Raw genomic sequence first — 18037 nt, 5'->3', positions numbered from 1 at the left:
GAGGAGTCTGATCGGTGTGAACGGTGCGGCCAGTGTGCAGTTGCTCGACTTCGCCAGCGGCGTGTTCCTGCTCGCGGCGGTCGGCGCACTGTGGCGTCGGGATTTGTCGGCAGTGATCGGAATGCTCGCGGTGCAGGGCGCGGCCCTGGCAGTGATCGCCGCCGCGCTCGGAGCCGACCAGCACCATCCCGAGTTGTACGCGGTCGCCGCCGGGGTCGGGGTGTTGCGCGCCGGCGTGCTCCCGGGCCTGGCTCGGCGGGCCCTGGCTGCCTCTGCCGAGGACCGGGAAAGCGAGCCGTTGGTGAACGTCGCCGCCTCATTGCTGTCCGCCGCCGCGCTGGTGCTGCTGGCCTATGCGGTGGCCCAGCCGCTGGCGCGGCTTGAGGGATCGGTCGGGGCCCGGGCGCTGCCGGTCGGTTTGGCCTCGGTGCTGATCGGGCTGTTCATGCTGGTCGCCCGGCGCAAAGCCCTGTCGCAGGTGGCCGGGTTCCTGTTGCTGGACAACGGGATCACCGCGGTGGCGTTTCTGGCCGCGGCCGGGGTTCCGCTGCTGGTGGAGATCGGGATCTCCTTCGACCTGCTGCTGGTGGTGCTCGTCCTGCGGGTGCTGACGGTGCGCATGCAATCGGCGTTCGGCGCCACCGACCTCGATGACCTGCGGGAGCTGCACGACTGATGAACACTGTGCTGCTCCTGGCCCCGGTCGCCGTCCCTGCCCTGGCCGCCCTGGCATATCTGCTCACCGGCTGGCGGCCGGGCACCACGCATCTGGGTACCGTCTCGGCTCTGCTCGTCTTCACCACCGGGATCCTCTTGGCCGTGCGGACCGTTCGTGACGGCGCGTTCGACGCGGCGGCTGGCTGGCTGTCCGCCGATCCCCTGGCCGGATTCCTACTGATCGTCATCGGCGCCGTCGCGGCCGTAGCCTGCGCGGCCAGCCCCGGCTACCTGGCCGGCGAACGCGCCGACGGCCACGGCGACCCCGGCTCCGAGCGCCGCTACGCCGTGCTGGTCCAGGCGTTCCTGGCAGCCATGGCCCTGGCAGTCGTGGCGGGGAACCTCGGCCTGACCTGGGTGGCGATCGAGGCCACCACGACCGTGACCGCGTTCCTGGTCGGACACAAACGCTCCCGCGCCGCGGTGGAAGCGGCGTGGAAGTACGTGGTGATCTGCTCGGTCGGAATCGCCCTGGCCCTTTTGGGCATCGTCATCTTGTACGCGGCGGCACGCCACGCCGGCCTTTCGGAATCCTCGGCCTTGGACTTCGACGCCCTCACCTCGCATGCCAAGCAGCTGGATCCCGCGGCGACCCGGATGGCCGTGGCCCTGATCGTTCTGGGGTTCGGCGCCAAGGCCGGGCTCGCCCCGCTGCACTCCTGGCTGCCCGACGCCCACAGCCAGGCCCCCGCCCCCGTCAGCGCCCTGATGTCGGGGGTGCTGCTGTCGGTGTCCTTCTCGGTGATCCTACGCACCAGACAGGTCGCCGACGCCGCGCTGGGCACCGGGTTCATCCGGATCCTGCTCCTGATCGCCGCCCTGGCCACGCTCACCGTGGCCGCGCTGCTGCTGATCGGGCAGCGCGACTACAAGCGGATGCTGGCCTACTCCTCCATGGAACACATGGGGCTCATGGCCCTGGGCGCCGCCGCTGGCAGCCGCCTGGCGATGTCCGCAGTCCTGCTGCACATCGCCGGACACGGCCTGGGCAAATCGGTGGCCTTCTGCGCATCCGGGCAGATCCTGCACGCCGAGCACACCAGCCAGATCGACTCCGTCCGGGGACTCGCGGCCCGCACGCCGGTGCTGGCCGGGACCTTCGGCGCGGCGGTGCTGGTACTGCTCGGCTTCCCGCCGTTCTCCCTGTTCGCCTCCGAGTTGGGCATCGCCCGCGCCGGCTTCGCCGCCGGACTCGGCTGGCCGACCGCCGCCGCGTTCACGCTGATGCTGGTGGCCTTTGCGGCACTGGCCGCACACACGCTCCGCATGCTCACCGGCCCGGATCCACTGCAAGGCAGCCCCGCAGCGACGGCGGCCGCGCTGCGCACGCAGGCGCCGCTGATCAGCGCCCTGCTGGTCGTGGCGGTCATCGGCGTCGCCGCCTGGCCCCTGGCCCATCTGCTCTCCGCCGCAGCACCGATCTCGTTCCCCGGGGGCACCCGATGAAGATCATCGACGTCGGACCCGGCGACCTGCTACCTGTAGCCCGCGGCCTGTTGAACGCCGACCACCGCCTGGCCCTGGTCGCCGCGCACCACGACCTCGGCGGGACCGCCGGCCGGGACGCGATGCGCGTGGTCTACCTGTTCCTCGGCCCCGGCGACTCACGCTTCGAACTGCGTCTGCGGCTGGAGGGACCACGACCCCAGGTACCGAGCCTGGCCTCGGTGTCCTTCCCGGCCGGACGGTTCGAACGCGAGATGCACGACCTGTTCGGCATCCGCAGCCTCGGTCACCCACTGCCGCGCCGCCTGGTCCGGCACTTCGGCTGGCCCACAGGCTGGCACCCGATGCGCCGCGACGCCGGTCCCGCCCCCGAGTTCGGCGAGACCCTGGGGCTCTACCCGTTCCTGGAAGTGCAGGGACCCGGGGTTTACGAGATCCCCGTCGGACCCGTGCACGCCGGGCTCATCGAACCCGGCCACTTCCGCTTCTCCGTGGTCGGGGAGACGATCCTGAAACTGAAGGCCAGGCTGTGGTTCGTCCACAAAGGCATCGAGAAACTCTTCGAAGGAAACCAACCGGAGAACAAGCTGACGCTCGCGGAGAAGATCAGCGGCGACACCGCAGTCGGACACGGCCTTGCCTACGCCCGCGCCGTCGAGGACGCCCTGGGCATCGACATCCCGCCCGAAGCACACACCGTCCGCGCGATCCTGCTGGAACTCGAGCGCCTGTACAACCACATCGGCGACATCGGGGCGCTGTGCAACGACGTCGGCCACGGCATCCTGAACCAACACGCGGGCCGGGTCCGCGAACAACTGCTGCGGATCAACGCCGAAGTCACCGGGCACCGGCTGCTCCGTGGAGGCGTGGTCATCGGCGGCGCCCAGGTCCGTTCGCTACCGGACCCGGACCGGCTTGCCACGCTGGCCGCGGACGTCGCCGAAACGGTCGAACTGGCCCTGGGACACACCGTCGTGCGCGACCGGTTCACCGGTACTGCTGTACTCACCCGGGAACAAGCCCGGGACCTGGGAACCCTGGGCTACGTCGCGCGCGCCTCCGGTCTGGACACCGACGCCCGCCGCGACCACCCGGGCGGCGACCCGACACCGCCACCGCCCGCGGTATCGGCCGAGACCGGAGATGTGATGGCACGCTTCGCGGTCCGCGCCGAGGAGTACCAGCGCTCCACCGACCACATCAAGACCCTGACCGGGCAACTCGGCAAGGCTGGCCGACACGTCGCGGCCGGGCCCGCTGACCTTGGGTCCGGCCACGGCGTCCGATCAGGGGTCGGCATCGCAGAGGGCTGGCGCGGCACCATCGTCCACCGCGCCGAACTCACGCCGGCTGGAACCCTGGACCGCGTGAAGATCGTCGATCCGTCGTTTTTCAACTGGCCCGCGCTGCCGGTGGCTCTGCGTGGCGCGATCGTCCCGGACTTCCCCCTGGTCAACAAGAGCTTCAACCAGTCCTACGCGGGCAACGACTTGTGAGGACCAGCCGTGGATGTGCGACGGACCCGGCCGGCTACCACTTGATCTCGCTCTGCTCGAGGATGTCGCAGTCGGTGAACACCGGCGGACGGCTCACCAACCCGGCCATCTTCTGCGAGAACGCGGTGGTGTCCGGGTGACTGCTGTTGGCCATGGCCTCCTCATACGAATCGAACTCGACGACCACCACGTAGCGGTCCGGATTGGCGCGGTCGCGGAGCACAGTGCGATAGGTCGGATGCTCCGCGCGGCCGGAGGCGCGGGAGGCCGCCTCGAACTGGCGCATGAGCTCTGTCATCTCGTCCATGCGCTCGGTCTCGAAATCGATGATCTGCATGAATTTCATGGGTCCTCCTCGGCACGGCATGCCTGCACGGTCTGGACGTCCCCCGATCCCAGCAAACACCGCCGCGGAGCGCGCGCAACTCGACGGTCACCCGGCCAGCCCCAGGTCGTGCTGCACACCGGCGTCACGCGAGCACGGTCCGCGCGGCCCGCCGCCGGCTACTCGACGCTGCCGAAGGCCTGGATCTCGGCGATCTGTTCTGGTGTGAGCTCGGCCGGCACTGTGCCGCGGGCATACTTGGCGGCCTGCACCTGCTTGCGGATGTCCTCGACGATCTCCGGGTTGGCCAGCGTGGTGGTGTCCCCCACCGCGGTGAAGTTGGAGATCCCGGCGATGACCCGGCGCATGATCTTGCCGGACCGGGTCTTGGGCATGTCCGGGACGATCCACACCGCCTTGGGCCGGGCGATCTTCCCGATCTCGCGCTCGATCGCCGCCGAGACCTTGGCCTCGATCTCCGGGCTCGCTGTGATCCCGGGCTTGAGCGCGACGTACATCTCCACCGCACGGCCGCGCAGGTCGTCGACCACCGGTACCGCTGCGGCCTCGGCGATCTCGTCGACCGTGATGCTGGCCGACTCCAGTTCCTTGGTGCCCAGCCGGTGGCCGGCGACGTTGATGACGTCGTCGACCCGGCCGAGGATGCGGAAGTAGCCGTCGGCGGCCTGGACCGCGCCGTCCCCGGCCAGATACGGCCAGTCGCGCCAATCGGTGCTCTTCGGGTCGCGGTTGTACTTGGCGTAGTAGGTCTGCACGAACCGCTCCGGCTGGCCCCAGATGGTCTGGAAGATGCCGGGCCAAGGGTTGCGGATGCAGATGTTGCCGGCCTTGCCGGAACCGGCCGGAACCTCCTCGGCGTTCTCGTCGTAGATCACCGGGTGGATGCCCAGCACGCCGGGGCCGCAACTGCCCGGCTTCATCGGCTGCAAGGCCGGCATCGTCGAGCCGAGGAAACCGCCGTTCTCGGTCTGCCACCAGGTGTCGACGATCACCGCCTCACCCTTGCCGACCACATCGTGGTACCAGCGCCAGACGTCCGGCTCGATCGGCTCGCCGACGGTGGTCATGTGCTTGAACCGGTAGGCGTACTTGGCCGGCTCCTCCGGGCCGAGCTTACGCAACATCCTGATGGTGGTCGGCGCGGTGTGGAAGGTGGTGACGCCCAGACGCTCGGCGATGCGCCACGGCCGCCCCGGGTCCGGGAACGTCGGCGCGCCCTCGTACATCACCGACGTCGTCCCCAGCGCCAGGGGGCCGTAGACGATGTAAGAGTGCCCGGTGATCCAGCCGATGTCGGCGAAGCACCAGTACGTGTCGCCGGGGTGGATGTCCTGGTAGTACTTCGACGTTCCGGCCACGTAGGCCAGGTAGCCGCCGGTGGAGTGTTGGCAGCCCTTCGGCTTGCCGGTGGTGCCGGAGGTGTACATCAGGAACAGTGGCGCCTCGGCCGGCATCGACACCGGCTCCACGACAGCGTCCTTGTAGTCCAGCAGGACCTCGTCCACGAAGGCATCCCGGCCGAGCCGCATCGGGGTCAGCGAGCAGTACTGGCCGGGGTTGCGCCGGAAGACCAGGACCTTCTCGACCTCTACGCCTTCCTTCCGGGCCTCCTCGATCGCCTCGTCGGCCTTCGCCTTGTGGTCGATCAGCTCGCCGTTGCGGTAGTAGCTGTCGATCGTGATCAGGACCTTGCTGCCCGAGTCGGCGATCCGGCCGCCGCAGGCGGTGCCGGAGAACCCGCCGAACACCTCGGAGTGGATGATGCCGAGCCGCGCGCAGGCCAGCATCGCCACCGGCAGCTCCGGAACCATCGGCAGGTGAAAGGTGACCCGGTCGCCCGCGCGCAGACCGCAGTAGTCGCGCAGCAGCGCGGCGAACTCGTTAACCCGCCGCCACAGCTCCCGATACGTGATCGCGACGGTCGCCTCGGACTCCGGCTCCGGCACCCAGATCAGCGCCGCCTGGTTCGCCCGGTCCCGCAGGTGCCGGTCGACGCAGTTGTAGCAGGCGTTCAGCCTCCCGCCCACGAACCACCTCCAGAACGGCGGGTTGGAGGTGTCGAGAGTCGTGTGCCAGTAGGTGTCCCAGTCCAGCAGGTCTGCGTACTCCTTGAAGCACTCGGGGAAATTCTCCAGGCTGAACCGTTCAAACAGCCCGGCGTCGGTGCCGTTGGCCTGGGCGATGAACGACGCGGGCGGGTAGACGTAGCCCTCTTCCCGCCAGTGCACCGCGATCTGCGCCTCGGACGGTTGTTCTTCGAACTGCGCGGTCATCGCTTGGCTCCTTTTCCGGTGTCATGGCGGGAAATCAGTCGGTGTCCTTGTCTGCGAGCAGGCCGGAGCAGACGCCGAAGTCGTACAGGCCCGCCGCCACCTGGCACCTGCACCGAAAACCCGCGGCGTCGTCGGCGGCCAGCGCCTCCCAGCACCACGACTCCGTGGCTTCAAGGGCACGTCGGAGAACCGGCGCCAGCGAACCGACGGGGACGGTCTCGGCGTCCCGACGCAGCGCCGCGACCGTACGGGCACCCCCGAAACCGGGCGCTGCGTCCTGCATCCGATCCAGCAGGAGCAGTACCTCGCCGCGCAGGTACTCCCTGGTCATCACGCGCCGACCTCTCCAGTTCTGAGCGTATCCCCGTAACCACACGCTGTCACCGAAGCCGAACGCGCGACCTCCAAACGGCACGGGACATCCGCTTCGGATCGGCGCGACGGCCATGGCACGATGTCGCGATGACGATCAGCTCAACCGTCCCCGCCGTCGTTCCCGCCGGCCGCATGTCCCACAGCACGCAGCCGGTCCTGCCCTTGGCCGGCGGGCTGGAGTTGCGGCCGTGGCGCACATCGGATGCAGACACTCTCGTCGAGGCCGGCCAGGACCCCGGCATCCGCCGGTGGAACCTGCTGTCGGTCCCGACCCGGGAGGCTGCGCTCGCCCGCATCGAGCGCATGGGCCGGCGGTGGCGAGCCGAGACGGCCGCGATCTGGGCGATCGCAGCCCGGAACGGCGGCGCCGCCACCGGCCTGATCGGCTGGTCCGACATCGACCTGGAAGCCGGCGACGCCGAGATCCTCTACTGGCTGCTGCCCGCCGCACGCGGCCGCGGCGTCGCGGTCGAGGCCGCCAAGCGCATCAGCCGGTGGGCCCTGGATGATCTGGGCCTGCACCGGCTGCGGCTGTGCCACTCCGTGGCCAACCCGGCATCGTGCCAAGTGGCGGCCAAGGTCGGATTCGCGCTCGAAGGCACCATGCGCAGCGCGCTGCAGCACGAAGACGGATGGCACGACCAGCACCTGCATGCCATGATCGCCGGCGACGTCTGACCCACGTCCGGCCGAACGGAGCCGCGGCACTCCGCAGCCCCGATCGGCCGCCGAGACAGCGACTGCGGTCAGGCTTTACGGACCACGCTGGACTTCAGCTGCATCGCACCGAACCCATCGATCCTGCAGTCGATGTCATGGCCGTCCACCCCGGCCACCAGACGGATGTTGCTGACCTTCGTCCCCGCCTTGATCCCGCGGGGTGTCCCTTGACCTTGAGCGCCTTCGCCTGATCGGAACCCGACGCTTCCCATTCGTGGCCGCACTCTGGGCAGACCAGCAGGACGCCCATCTCATAGGCGTGGGACCGGAGCATTCGGGGCACGGCGGCAAAGGCTCGTTCACCTGCGCGATCTTCCCCGGGAGCACATCGCCAATTGATGATTCCTTCAATTAGCGCAATGATGTCGGGTGCGGACACCGGGTTCACCTCCCGACGGCTGTTTGAGGGTGTCTGGTGCCGGTGTCCTGCGGTCGGCCGCACCTGTCGGGGGTACGGCCGGCGCTCACTGTAGACGACTGGAAGAACACGTGTGGCAAACAATGACGACGGCGTGAACGTGGCGCGGACCGACGAGATCGCCGAAGCGGTGCTGGCCCGAGTGGCAAAGGCCCGGACGCAGCTGGCCGAGGCCGCCGTCACCGCCGATATGCCGGGCATCGCCGCGGCGTTGGACGAGTTGGAAGAGGCATACGGCCAGGCGCGGTCCGCCAAAATCGCGGTCCCGCGTGTCGAGCGCGATGGGACAGGACGGTGAGAAGCGTGCCAGTTCCGCTCTACCAGGCCAAGGCGGAGTTCTTCCGGATGCTCGGACACCCGGTCCGGATCCGAGTCCTGGAGCTGCTGCAGGACGGCCCGATGCCGGTCCGCGACCTGCTGGCCGAGATCGAGGTCGAGCGCTCCAACCTGTCCCAGCAGCTTTCGGTGCTGCGCCGCTCCGGCATCGTCACCGCGGTACGCGAAAGCGACACCGTCGTCTACTCCCTGGCCGGCCCCGATGTGGCCGAGCTGATGCGGGCCGCCCGCCGGATCCTCACCGAGCTGATCACCGGACAGCAGGACTTGCTGGCCGAACTGCGCGAAGCCGACGCGACGGCGAGCCCCGCCACATGAGCACGAACACCCTGGTCCACGCTGCCGCTGACCGCGTCAAGGCCGTCCTGCCCAACGCCGAGACCCTCGGCACGATGCGCCGCTCGCCGCGCCGCGACCTGGTCTCCGGCCTGACCGTCGCGATCGTGGCGCTGCCGCTGGCGCTCGGATTCGGTATCACCTCCGGCGCCGGAGCCCAGGCCGGGCTGGTCACCGCCGTGATCGCCGGCGCCCTGGCCGCCGTCTTCGGCGGCTCCAACCTCCAGGTCACCGGCCCCACCGGCGCGATGACGGTGGTGCTGGTCCCGATCGTCCACAGCTACGGCATCGACGGCGTCATGACCGTGGGCCTGATGGCAGGGGTGATCCTGGTGGCGCTCGCGTTGCTGCGCGCCGGCCGCGCAATGTCCTACGTTCCAGTACCCGTCATCGAAGGCTTCACCCTCGGCATCGCCGCCGTGATCGGGCTGCAGCAGATCCCCGGTGCATTCGGGGTGAAGACGCCCACCGGCAACAACCCGGCGGTGGTCGCAGCCGAGGCGGTCGGCGACTTCGCCAAGCACCCGCACTGGACGTCGATCGGGGTCGCGCTGGCGGTCGCCGCCGTGTTGCTTCTCGGCGCGCGGTGGCGGCCGGCGATACCGTTCTCGCTGCTGGCAGTGGTCGCAGCAACCACGGCTGTGTGGGGGCTCGGCTTGCCGACAGCCTCCATCGGGCACCTGCCCTCGGGGTTGTCGGCCCCGTCCACCTCGTTCTTCGAGGCCTCACACGTCGGTTCGCTGCTGCCCTCGGCGCTGGCGGTCGCCGCACTGGCGGCGCTGGAGTCGCTGATGTCGGCCTCGGCCGCCGACGCGATGAGCGTCTCGGAACACCACGACTCCAACCGGGAGCTGTTCGGGCAGGGCTTGGCCAACATCGCCGCCCCGTTGTTCGGCGGGGTCGCGGCCACCGGCGCGATCGCCCGTACCGCGGTCAACGTCCGCAGCGGCGCGGCCTCCCGGCTGGCCTCCCTCGTACACGCCGCGATCCTGGCGGTCATCGTGTTCGCCGCCGCGCCGCTGGTCTCCCACATCCCGCGCGCCGCCCTGGCCGGCGTGCTGATCGCCACCGCGATCCGCATGGTCGAGGTCGGCTCCATCAAGGCCCTGGCCAAAGCCAGCCGCGGCGAGACCGCGATACTCGCCCTCACCGCCACCGTCACCCTGGTATCCACGCTGGTCAACGCGGTCATCGTCGGCATGGTGGTGGCCGCGGTCGTGGCGCTGACCAAGGTGTCCAAGGCCGCCCGGTTGGAACAGGTGCCATTGCACGCCGACCTGCCTCCGGCCGACCACCACGAGCAGGAGCAGGCACTGCTCGGCGAGCACATCGTCGCCTACCGCCTGGACGGGCCCCTGCTGTTCGCCGCAGCCCACCGCTTCCTGCTGGAACTCACCGAGACCGCCGATGTCAAGGTGGTGATCCTGCGGATGTCCCGGATCAGCGTCATCGATTCCTCCGGCGCCCGCGTCCTGGCCGACGCCATCGACAAGCTCACCAAGCGCGGCGTGCTCGTCCTCGTCTCCGGTGTACGCCCCGAGCACCACCGCCCGCTGGACGCCCTTGGAACGCTGGACGGGCTCCGCACGGCCGGGCACGTGTTCACCACCACGCCGGAAGCCATCGCCTTCGCACACACGCACCTGTCCGGAACCGGGATCATCCCGGCACCCCGCACTGGCGAGCGAGCCGGAGCGCCCTGCTGATGGCCGCTGTGCCGAATAATGATGAAAGCTTCGCGCAGATCCGTCTCGCGCCGCTGCTCCGCGTCGAAGCGTTGTACCTGCTCGGCGACACCAGCATCGGCTTCGTGATCTGCGCGAAGGAAGGGATGACGGTTCGCCAGCCCGGCTTCCACGCGGTCGAGCGTGGCGAACTCGTCATCCTGACCCTCATGACCGCAGTGCTCGAATCCCAGTTGGAGAACGGCCTGCCGATCACGTACCACGCCGAATCCGTCAACGAGACCACGTTGAAAGGCTGGTACGCCACCATCACCGGCCCGGCCGAGATCATCATCGACTCGCCGCTGCGTGCCCACTACCAGCGCGCGTTCCTCGGGTTCGAACCCGACCGCGGCACGAAGATCCTGCGCGTTCGGCCCGACGCGATAGTCGGCCACCGTATCCAACGAATACCCGCAGCTCAGTAAGACAGTCGATCCGCAAGGAGGCACCCGTGGGACGTGGCCGGAAGAAGGCCAAGGCGACGAAGATCGCCCGCGAGTTGAAATACGCCGATCTGGGCACGGACCTCGCTCGGCTGCAGACCGAACTGAACACGAACCAGTCCGCCGGAGACACTCACCGGCTCACGGCCACTCACGAAACCGACTCCGACATCGACGACGTCTGACGCCTACCCCGGCTTCGTCTCCCCTGACAATGGCTCACCAGCCGTCCACCGCGAAAGGAACCCGTCCGTCGTGAAGTTGCAATGGCGTTATGACTCCCGCCCAGACCTGGGCATCCTGACGCTGACCGGCCGGCTCGGCGCACGCGACCTTCCCCGCCTGCACGGCGCGATCGGCTGGACACTGTTCCACGGCGGCGGCCCGCTGATCCTCGACCTGAGCCTGCTGTCCGAATGGACCGGACCGGGACAAGACGCCGTCATCAAGTCCGGATTGCGGCTGGAGGCGGGTGGACGGACGTTGGAGATCGTCGCCACCCCCGACTCCGACGCAGCCGTCATCGGCTGCTCCAGCCGGCCCGCGATCCGGGTCCACTCGGATCTGGCCAGCGCGCTGACCGCGCACGGCGCCAGCTCGGATCCGACCGCGGGCCGGCGGGAATGGCACAGTGACGGATGGCCGCAGGAACATGCCCAGTAGACCTCGGACCTGCCGGAAACCTGAAGCAACGATGCCGAGCAAGCCGTGCCGCCAGCGGCATCCGTGGAGCGATCGCAGCATGTGATCGCGAAGATCTGTGCAGGTAGAACGAGCCGACCCTGGAGGCTCGATCCGCTCCTCGGGGCGGATGTTGCCGACACCGGCCAGAAAGGCGAGCGTAACGTGGTGGAGCACGACACCGGCGACGTGGAGCTGACAGGGCGCGACAGAGCCACCCTGCGCATCACCCGAGCCATCGCAGAACTCGACATCGCCGTCGACGGACTGCGGATTCGTCTGACCGAAACCGGCGGGCGCGTCGTGGCCCAAGTCAACGCCCGTGCCGCCCGTCGGCCGATCCGGGTCCAGGTGGCCGCGGCCACCTTCGACCAAGCGACCGACGACCTCGCCGGCCGGCTGACCGGGCGGATCCTGGAGGCTGCCGCGTGCTGGTCGCCGAGGCCTTGGCCGAACGGCGACATGTCCGTCCCATCCCGCGTGCCGCCTGGCGAGCGGGCGCTCGGCCCCGGACTGCTGACGCGGATCAAGCCGGTGCCGCTTGCGGCGTGCCCGCCGGAAGTCGCCGTGTCGGTCATGGATCTGATGGACTACCCCGTCCACGCGTTCATCGACGCTGACACCGGCCTCGACGCCATCGTCTACCGAGCCGGACCGGCCGGCTACCGGCTCGCCCGGCTACGCCCCGCTCCCCCACCGGCCCCGAACGTCATCCCGCTGACCGCCGATCCGCTCCCACCGCCGACCGTGACGCCAGAGCAAGCAATCACCCGCCTGGAAGACACCGGCCTGGGATATCTATTCTTCATCGGCCCCGACACCGGGCGCGGACAGTTGCTTTACCGCCGATTCGACTCCCGCTACGGACTCCTCCATGGCGCCCGATGAATGCACCGCCCCACGACCATGGGAGCAGCAGCCGAGCGCGCCTGGCGCGTCGGAAAGTCTGTCACGCCCCCACCCGGACATTGCCGGGTTCGTCGTGTCGGGCGGTCTGCTACGAAGAGGCTGATTTGATCGGCGGGTGAAAGAAGCATCGGAGGTGGTATTCCGCCTCCTGGAAGGGCCCGGAACCGGCAGCTCTACCACGGATCCGTAGCGGATGACCGAGTGCTCGGAACAGTTCCGCTTTCGCCTGATGCATCGGCACGCCCGTGCTCGTACCCGTTCACCTCGTCTCGCGTCGCGGGGCCCAGCACATCGCCGACATCCACACCGCGGCCCAAGGCTATTCTCACCAGGTCCGCGAGCGCGTTTGCGGCCTGCTGCCACACCTCGACGTCGCCGCCGACGCGCGCAATCCGGTAAGTCTCAGCGGCCTTGGCCACCTGCGCCCGCAGCACCGTCTCGGACTCCCCCACGTCACCGCACCTCGTCCCGCCCCTGGCACCGGGACCAGGCGTCCGGGCTCAGCGAGAATCAGTGTCCCATCATGTAGTCGATTGAAGAAGCCTTCAACTAAGACTCGCCATGATTCGGGCCAAACCTGCCTCCCCTTGGCGCGAATCGAACAATTCCCGGGCCGCGGACCACCACCGTCGGTCGGCCGCGGCTCGGGAACCATCGCCGACGGCCGGCAGGCCTCAGAACCCACGACGACAAGCAGGGACACGGTGCCATGGCACAGGCGAATGGCGGGATCCGCGGCAGGCGGGTCGACTCCGGACCCGCGGGCGAGCCGGATCGGGGCGGCGGGCCTGCCCGATACCTCCGAGCCACATACTTCTGCGTCCGCGGACATCGCAGTGTGTACAGCTTCGCCGCAGACGTCGAGGCCCCGGACCAGTGGGACTGCCCGCGTTGCAGCCTTCCCGCAGGCCCCGACCAGGACAACCCGCCGACCGCCGTTCGGAATACGCCCTATCGCACGCACCTGGCATACCTCTCGGAACGGCGAACTTCCGCCGACGCCGCCGAGATCCCGGGCGAGGCTCTGGCTCGGGTACGCGCCACCTGACTCCGGCCGAGGCCCGCCTGTCCTAGCTCGCTGATAACCGGTTCCGCAGTGGTCAGGTCAATGGCCCGGTCTTCGTTACCAACGCCGCCGCGGTCTACCGAACTGCTCGCAGCAGCCTGAGGTCGATCTGGCTCACATTTCGAATGCTGTTGATGGGCCGAGGGGGCCGCCGCCCAGGTCCGATGGACGGAACTGGAGCTGGTGACGCCGCACGACGGCTGGCGGGCCCCGCCATGGATGGGCAACCGAACCGCTCGTGCCACACATCAAACCCCGCTAAGACAGGAAGCTCTCGCACGTGCGTCGATAAAGTCCACAGCGTCCGCCAAGTCCAGGTGAACGGACCACGAGTCGCCCGAATGGCGCCGCCACGGGGCGCCGGCACCTCGACCGGACCAGGCTCAGCAGTCGGGGGGACTCTGCATGGAAAGGTGAGAGCGCCATGGCTGGCGAAGGCACGGGCAACATGCTCAAACAACTGACCGACAGCAGGAACGGCGGCATCAGCGGCGTGTTCAACAAGCTGAAGACCAGCAACATCAGCGAACAGTTCCAGTCCTGGGTCGGCAAGGGCGAGAACAAACCCGTCTCCGCCGACCAGCTGACCCAGGCGCTCGGCAACGAGCACATCGCGAAGATCGCGGAGCAGACCGGGTCTACCCCGCAACAGACCGCACAGCAGCTCGCGCAGCAGCTTCCGCAGATGGTCGACAAGGCGACCCCGGACGGAAGCATGCCCGACCCGGCAACGCTGAAGCAGCAAATGTCGTCGATGACCGGCGGCACGAAGAGCTAGTGCCGATGGCCGGCGGCAACACGTCACACCGGTGATCGGCAACGTCTAAACGATCGATTCCGGAGACACTCACGGCCATAAGACGAGGGACGCATGTCAACCTATGAAGGGCGAAATGCGCTCTCTCGTCGCCACCGCACGATATGTGATGGTCAGTCACCTAATTCCTGTTCGGCAGCGACTTTGCGCATGGTGCCCCACCGATACACTGCCCCGTTCGTCCCCGCCAATCCTTTGGGAAGTTCGAAGGCGTACTCCGACTGGGGCAACTCACCGCCGGCCATGCGAACTCCCGACTCTCATAGGAGTCATGATCTTGATGAGTATGTGCATCCCGGCCAGGCTCGACCGCGTCGCGGCAAGGGTGCCGGACTGGTCCGACTGTTCGCAGCCGGGTGGGACGTGCCGCCCGATGCATGGGTGATCCCAGCGGCCGTCTCACTGGACGACAACGCCCGCGACCTGTGGCGCGCGCAGGAACTCCCCCGCTGGTGGGCGGAGGTTTCCAAGCAGTTCCCGGAAGCGGTGTGGATAGTCCGGTCGTCGGCGGCCGCGGAGGACGTGGAGGGAGCCTCGTTCGCCGGGATCGACGCGACGGTGCTCGGCATCGACTCCGGGACGCAGCTCGGCGCCGCAGCGAAGCACTCGAGATCTTCGTGTCCCGAGGGATCAACCAGGCGTCGTGAGTTGCAGATGAGGCGGGAAACGTCCCGAGGAGTGCGGACTGCACAGTCGGCGGAATCCCCCACTCGACCGCTCGCGCCGGCAACCGCCACGTCGGCGCGACCGTCACACCGGCGGGATCCGCAACGCGGCCAGTGTCAGCTCAGCCTTGTTCCCCAGCTGGAGCTTCGTCCGGATGCGCGCGACATAGGTGTCGACCGTGCCCTTGGAGATCCCCATCCGGGTCGCGGTCTGCTGGTGGGTGAATCCGCAGGCGATGAAGCCCAGCGCTTCTTGTTCGCGGGGCGACAGCGCGTCCTGGGGGCCGGTGGCCCCGCGCAGAGTCGCCGCCTGGATCAGGTCGGCGAGTTGGGCCGACAGGTAGAACGTGCCCGCGGCGACCGCGCGGATCGCGGCCGCGTAGGCCGACTCCTGGGCCGCCTTCGTCAGGAAGCCGGCCGCACCGGCTCGGACCGCGGCCAGGGCCACCGCTGGGGAGCGGGAGGCGGACAGGACGAGGACGGGACGCTGCGCGGACAGCTCCGCTATGGCCGGCAACGCCGGGTGTCCGTCGGCCTGGTACAGGTCGAGCACGACGACGTCGGCGTCGACCTGGCCGTCCTCCGGGCGGCGGGGAAGCTCGCAGGCTTCGGCGACGGTCGCGCAGACCCGCAGGTCGGGGAAGCCGGCGATGATCGCCGCGATGCCGCGGCGCGCGACCGGGTGGTCGTCGACGACAGCGACCCGCAGCACGGCCCGGCCGGGCTCGGCGGTGTCCGTTCCCACGCTGTCCACGTCAGCTCCCGAGACAGTACCCTGTTATCGCTCACATCATGGTCCCGCCGTGCTCGTCGGCATTTCAACGGCCGCCCGGTTGACCGTTGAAGAGTCAACCCCGCCGCGGCGGCGCGGCGGGCGGGAGAGGAACGGGTGACGGCACGCGACGGCGGCGCCTTCGGGCGGGAACTGCGCAGGCTGCGGGCAGCCGCTGGGTTGTCGCAGACCGAGCTCGCGAACATGCTGCACTTCTCGAAGAGCTACCTGAACAAAGTCGAGAGCGGCGCGAAGCCGGCGACCATGGATCTGGCCCGGCGCTGCGAAGGGGCGCTGGGAGGCGAAGGAACGCTTGTCGCCTTGTACGCGGCGACGGCGGCGGAAGCGGAAGCTCGGCAAAGCGCCGGCACCGCTGTACGGATCCTGGCCCAAAGCGCTTTGCCGATCCCCAGGCAACTCCCGGCGAGACCGCGATATCTGGTCGGCCGGGACCTGGAGCTCACGACGCTGACCGCGCTCGCCGACGCCGCGCAGGGCGTCCGCACACAGTTCACGGTCATCACCGGCCCCGCTGGAATCGGCAAGACCGCGCTGGCCGTCAGTTGGGCCCGCGGCGCGGCCGGGCGTTTTCCCGACGGGATGCTCTATGTGAACCTGCGCGGCTTCGCACCCACGACGGCGCCTGTCACCCCGGACGAGGCGTTGATCGGTTTCCTGGACGCGCTCGGCATACCGCCCGAGCAGATCCCGGCCGGCCTCGACGCCCGGTCGGCGTTGTTCCGCAGCCTGACGGCGACCCGGCGTCTGCTCGCGGTATTGGACAACGCGCGGGACTCCGACCACGTCAGGCCCCTGTTCCCGGCCGGCGACGGCTGCGTGGCCCTGGTGACCAGTCGCAACGGCCTGGCCGGGCTGGTGGCCGACGGGGCCGACTCGGTGACCCCACAGCTCCTTTCGGCCGCGCAGACTGAAGAACTGCTCGCCGCGCGCCTGGGCGCGACGGCGCTGGCCGATGAGCCCGACGCCACCGGGGAACTCATCGCGTTCTGCGGTGGGCTGCCACTGGCCGCGAACATCGTGGCGGCGCGCGCGGCGATGCGTCCCAGCGCCGGAAGCAGGCCCGGGACCAGCCTCGGCGAGCACGCGAAGGCCGTACGCCAGGCCCGCAGCCGGCTCGACGAGTTGTCGACCGGCGAAGAGTCGACAGACCTGCGGGCCGTCTTCTCCTGGTCGTACCAGCTGTTGACGCCCGCGGCCGCGCAGCTGTTCCGGCTGCTGGCCTTGCATCCAGGTCCCGACTGGAGTCGGGAAGCCGCAGCCAGCCTGGTCAACCGTTCCGCCGACCAGACCGGCGCCGCGCTGGCGGATCTCAGCGCAGCACATCTGATCGCCGAACCCACCGCGGGCCGGTACGCCTTCCACGACCTGCTGCGGGTATACGCAAGTGAGCAGGTCGCGGACGTCGACGAACGGCGTGTCCGAGACGCGGCGACTCTGCGGCTGCTCGACCACTACCTGCACACCGCGCAAGCCGCCACCGCACGTCTGGCACCAGCCTGGGTCCCGGTCGCGGCCGAACCGCAGGCACCAGGCGTGCGCGTCGAACCGATCCGCGACGCCGACGGCGCCAAGGCCTGGTTCGAGACGGAGTTCCCGGTCCTGCTCGGGATGGTCGTGGTGGCGGTGAAGACCGGAAACGACCGGCACGCCTGGCAAATCCCGTGGACTTCGCGCACGTTCTTCGACCGTTGCGGGCACTGGCACGAGATGGAGCACACGCATCACACCGCGCTGGCCGCAGCGTGGCGGCTGGGCGACAGCACCGCCGAAGCCGCGGCACGGCGCGGGCTCGGCCGCGCCCGCCTCAGGCTTCGGGACTACGACAGCGCCCTGGTCCACACCACCGGGGCACTGCGCATCCACGAGCACGAAGGCGACCGCCTCGGCCAGGCGAACGCCCATCACGACCTGGCACTCGTCGCGGAGCAGAAGGGCGAATACGCCGCCGCACTCCATCACGCACAGCAGGCTCTGGCCCACTTCGAAGCGTCAGGGACCCCTGCCGCACGGGCCAATTCGCTGAACACCGTGGGCTGGTTCCATGCGCTGCTCGGCGACCACGCACAGGCGCTGGAGTACTGCATGCGTGCTCTGCGATCGTCCCAAGGCCTCGGCGACACCGCGGGCGAAGCAGGAACCTGGGACAGCGTCGGATACGCGCATCACCGCCTGGGAAACCACCAGGATGCGATGGCGGCCTACCAGGAGTCGATCGACCGATACCGGCGGATCGGCGACCGGTTCTACGAAGCCGGAACGCTGGTCCGGCTCGGCGACGTCCAGCTCGCGGCCGGGGACCTCGGCGCTGCCGGACGCGCGTGGCGCGAAGCGCTGACCATCCTGGAGGAGTTGCAGCACCCTGACGCCGCGCAGGTGGCCGTGAAGCTGGGCGGCCTGCCGAAGGACTGAGGCCCGTAGGCCAGGCTCTCAGAACCCCCGCAACAAGGCCGCCATCGACGTCCGCCAGAAC

The 18037-nt window shown here is 69.2% G+C and carries 19 protein-coding genes and 2 pseudogenes; 15 read left to right on the top strand and 6 right to left on the bottom strand.

Annotated features, from left to right (window positions below):
• Window positions 1-16 precede the first annotated feature (16 nt).
• Genes GWK61_RS01380 through GWK61_RS01370 form a run of 3 tightly spaced genes read left to right on the top strand, consistent with a single transcriptional unit; the run spans window position 17 to window position 3662 of the window.
• Window positions 17-676: a hypothetical protein gene (locus GWK61_RS01380; RefSeq protein ID WP_194904037.1), complete on the top strand. Its 660-nt coding sequence runs from the start codon at window positions 17-19 to the stop codon at window positions 674-676.
• Window positions 676-2163 (top strand): proton-conducting transporter transmembrane domain-containing protein, encoded by a 1488-nt coding sequence (locus GWK61_RS01375; RefSeq protein ID WP_194904035.1) that lies wholly within the window; start codon window positions 676-678, stop codon window positions 2161-2163. The genes GWK61_RS01380 and GWK61_RS01375 overlap by 1 nt, the downstream gene beginning before the upstream one ends.
• On the top strand, window positions 2160-3662 hold the full coding sequence (locus tag GWK61_RS01370; protein WP_194904033.1) for a hydrogenase large subunit: 1503 nt from the start codon (window positions 2160-2162) through the stop codon (window positions 3660-3662). Before GWK61_RS01375 ends, GWK61_RS01370 begins: the two co-directional genes overlap by 4 nt.
• A gap of 34 nt (window positions 3663-3696) precedes the next feature.
• On the opposite strand, the gene GWK61_RS01365 is transcribed toward GWK61_RS01370, so the two are convergent.
• From GWK61_RS01365 to GWK61_RS01355, 3 genes are all read right to left on the bottom strand, one after another.
• Window positions 3697-4008 (bottom strand): NIPSNAP family protein, encoded by a 312-nt coding sequence (locus GWK61_RS01365; protein WP_194904030.1) that lies wholly within the window; start codon window positions 4006-4008, stop codon window positions 3697-3699.
• A gap of 158 nt (window positions 4009-4166) precedes the next feature.
• The gene (acs, locus tag GWK61_RS01360) at window positions 4167-6281 is read right to left on the bottom strand and encodes an acetate--CoA ligase (RefSeq protein WP_194904029.1); all 2115 of its coding nucleotides are present in this window, start codon (window positions 6279-6281) and stop codon (window positions 4167-4169) included.
• A gap of 34 nt (window positions 6282-6315) precedes the next feature.
• The gene (locus tag GWK61_RS01355) at window positions 6316-6612 is read right to left on the bottom strand and encodes a hypothetical protein (protein WP_194904027.1); all 297 of its coding nucleotides are present in this window, start codon (window positions 6610-6612) and stop codon (window positions 6316-6318) included.
• Between the two features lie 131 nt (window positions 6613-6743).
• Here GWK61_RS01355 and GWK61_RS01350 point away from each other — a divergent pair, with 131 nt between their 5' ends.
• Window positions 6744-7334: a GNAT family N-acetyltransferase gene (locus GWK61_RS01350; protein WP_194904025.1), complete on the top strand. Its 591-nt coding sequence runs from the start codon at window positions 6744-6746 to the stop codon at window positions 7332-7334.
• A 68-nt stretch (window positions 7335-7402) separates the two neighbouring features.
• On the opposite strand, the pseudogene GWK61_RS60490 reads toward GWK61_RS01350, so the two are convergent.
• A pseudogene (locus GWK61_RS60490) lies at window positions 7403-7679 on the bottom strand (alkylphosphonate utilization protein).
• 188 nt (window positions 7680-7867) lie between these two features.
• Between GWK61_RS60490 and GWK61_RS01340 the strand changes: the two are divergent.
• The 7 genes from GWK61_RS01340 to GWK61_RS59215 all read left to right on the top strand — a co-directional run bounded on the left by GWK61_RS01340 (window position 7868) and on the right by GWK61_RS59215 (window position 12205).
• Window positions 7868-8092 (top strand): hypothetical protein, encoded by a 225-nt coding sequence (locus tag GWK61_RS01340; RefSeq protein WP_194904023.1) that lies wholly within the window; start codon window positions 7868-7870, stop codon window positions 8090-8092.
• A 5-nt stretch (window positions 8093-8097) separates the two neighbouring features.
• Window positions 8098-8448 (top strand): ArsR/SmtB family transcription factor, encoded by a 351-nt coding sequence (locus GWK61_RS01335; protein WP_194904021.1) that lies wholly within the window; start codon window positions 8098-8100, stop codon window positions 8446-8448.
• Window positions 8445-10172, top strand: coding sequence for a SulP family inorganic anion transporter (locus tag GWK61_RS01330; protein WP_194904019.1), 1728 nt, complete (start codon window positions 8445-8447; stop codon window positions 10170-10172). Before GWK61_RS01335 ends, GWK61_RS01330 begins: the two co-directional genes overlap by 4 nt.
• Window positions 10172-10618 (top strand): hypothetical protein, encoded by a 447-nt coding sequence (locus GWK61_RS01325; RefSeq protein WP_194904017.1) that lies wholly within the window; start codon window positions 10172-10174, stop codon window positions 10616-10618. Before GWK61_RS01330 ends, GWK61_RS01325 begins: the two co-directional genes overlap by 1 nt.
• 26 nt (window positions 10619-10644) lie before the next feature.
• A complete protein-coding gene (locus tag GWK61_RS01320) occupies window positions 10645-10821 on the top strand; it encodes a DUF3073 family protein (protein WP_194904014.1) in 177 nt (58 codons plus the stop codon).
• Window positions 10822-10891: 70 nt separating this feature from the next.
• Window positions 10892-11299 (top strand): anti-sigma factor antagonist, encoded by a 408-nt coding sequence (locus GWK61_RS01315; RefSeq protein WP_194904012.1) that lies wholly within the window; start codon window positions 10892-10894, stop codon window positions 11297-11299.
• An 81-nt stretch (window positions 11300-11380) separates the two neighbouring features.
• On the top strand, window positions 11381-12205 hold the full coding sequence (locus GWK61_RS59215; protein ID WP_194904010.1) for a sigma 54 modulation/S30EA ribosomal C-terminal domain-containing protein: 825 nt from the start codon (window positions 11381-11383) through the stop codon (window positions 12203-12205).
• A 194-nt stretch (window positions 12206-12399) separates the two neighbouring features.
• On the opposite strand, the gene GWK61_RS01305 is transcribed toward GWK61_RS59215, so the two are convergent.
• Entirely contained in the window at window positions 12400-12678 is a 279-nt protein-coding gene (locus GWK61_RS01305; RefSeq protein WP_194904008.1) for a hypothetical protein, read from the bottom strand.
• Between the two features lie 257 nt (window positions 12679-12935).
• Here GWK61_RS01305 and GWK61_RS01300 point away from each other — a divergent pair, with 257 nt between their 5' ends.
• The 3 genes and pseudogenes from GWK61_RS01300 to GWK61_RS60485 form a co-directional block, all read left to right on the top strand.
• The gene (locus tag GWK61_RS01300) at window positions 12936-13274 is read left to right on the top strand and encodes an RNA polymerase-binding protein RbpA (protein WP_194904007.1); all 339 of its coding nucleotides are present in this window, start codon (window positions 12936-12938) and stop codon (window positions 13272-13274) included.
• Between the two features lie 442 nt (window positions 13275-13716).
• Window positions 13717-14070 (top strand): YidB family protein, encoded by a 354-nt coding sequence (locus GWK61_RS01295; protein WP_194904005.1) that lies wholly within the window; start codon window positions 13717-13719, stop codon window positions 14068-14070.
• A 93-nt stretch (window positions 14071-14163) separates the two neighbouring features.
• A pseudogene (locus GWK61_RS60485) lies at window positions 14164-14715 on the top strand (PEP/pyruvate-binding domain-containing protein); the annotation flags it as partial.
• 144 nt (window positions 14716-14859) lie between these two features.
• Here GWK61_RS60485 and GWK61_RS01285 read toward each other — a convergent pair.
• Window positions 14860-15528, bottom strand: coding sequence for a response regulator transcription factor (locus GWK61_RS01285; RefSeq protein WP_194904003.1), 669 nt, complete (start codon window positions 15526-15528; stop codon window positions 14860-14862).
• Window positions 15529-15663: 135 nt separating this feature from the next.
• Between GWK61_RS01285 and GWK61_RS59210 the strand changes: the two genes are divergently transcribed.
• On the top strand, window positions 15664-17976 hold the full coding sequence (locus GWK61_RS59210) for a helix-turn-helix domain-containing protein (RefSeq protein ID WP_194904001.1): 2313 nt from the start codon (window positions 15664-15666) through the stop codon (window positions 17974-17976).
• Window positions 17977-18037 lie beyond the last annotated feature (61 nt).

Origin of the sequence: Catenulispora rubra (assembly GCF_015356825.1) — a bacterium.
GTDB lineage: Bacteria > Actinomycetota > Actinomycetes > Streptomycetales > Catenulisporaceae > Catenulispora > Catenulispora rubra.
Note: the sequence above shows the minus strand (reverse complement) of the source record. Positions and strands in the feature narration are given on the sequence as shown.

Coding starts and splice junctions, on each gene's coding strand:
- GWK61_RS01375 (WP_194904035.1), top strand. CDS start 676: ATGAACACTGTGCTGCTCCTGGCCCCGGTCGCCGTCCCTGCCCTGGCC.
- GWK61_RS01330 (WP_194904019.1), top strand. CDS start 8,445: ATGAGCACGAACACCCTGGTCCACGCTGCCGCTGACCGCGTCAAGGCC.
- GWK61_RS01355 (WP_194904027.1), bottom strand. CDS start 6,612: ATGACCAGGGAGTACCTGCGCGGCGAGGTACTGCTCCTGCTGGATCGG.
- GWK61_RS01300 (WP_194904007.1), top strand. CDS start 12,936: ATGGCACAGGCGAATGGCGGGATCCGCGGCAGGCGGGTCGACTCCGGA.
- GWK61_RS01350 (WP_194904025.1), top strand. CDS start 6,744: ATGACGATCAGCTCAACCGTCCCCGCCGTCGTTCCCGCCGGCCGCATG.
- GWK61_RS01325 (WP_194904017.1), top strand. CDS start 10,172: ATGGCCGCTGTGCCGAATAATGATGAAAGCTTCGCGCAGATCCGTCTC.
- GWK61_RS01370 (WP_194904033.1), top strand. CDS start 2,160: ATGAAGATCATCGACGTCGGACCCGGCGACCTGCTACCTGTAGCCCGC.
- GWK61_RS01365 (WP_194904030.1), bottom strand. CDS start 4,008: ATGAAATTCATGCAGATCATCGATTTCGAGACCGAGCGCATGGACGAG.
- GWK61_RS01295 (WP_194904005.1), top strand. CDS start 13,717: ATGGCTGGCGAAGGCACGGGCAACATGCTCAAACAACTGACCGACAGC.
- acs (WP_194904029.1), bottom strand. CDS start 6,281: ATGACCGCGCAGTTCGAAGAACAACCGTCCGAGGCGCAGATCGCGGTG.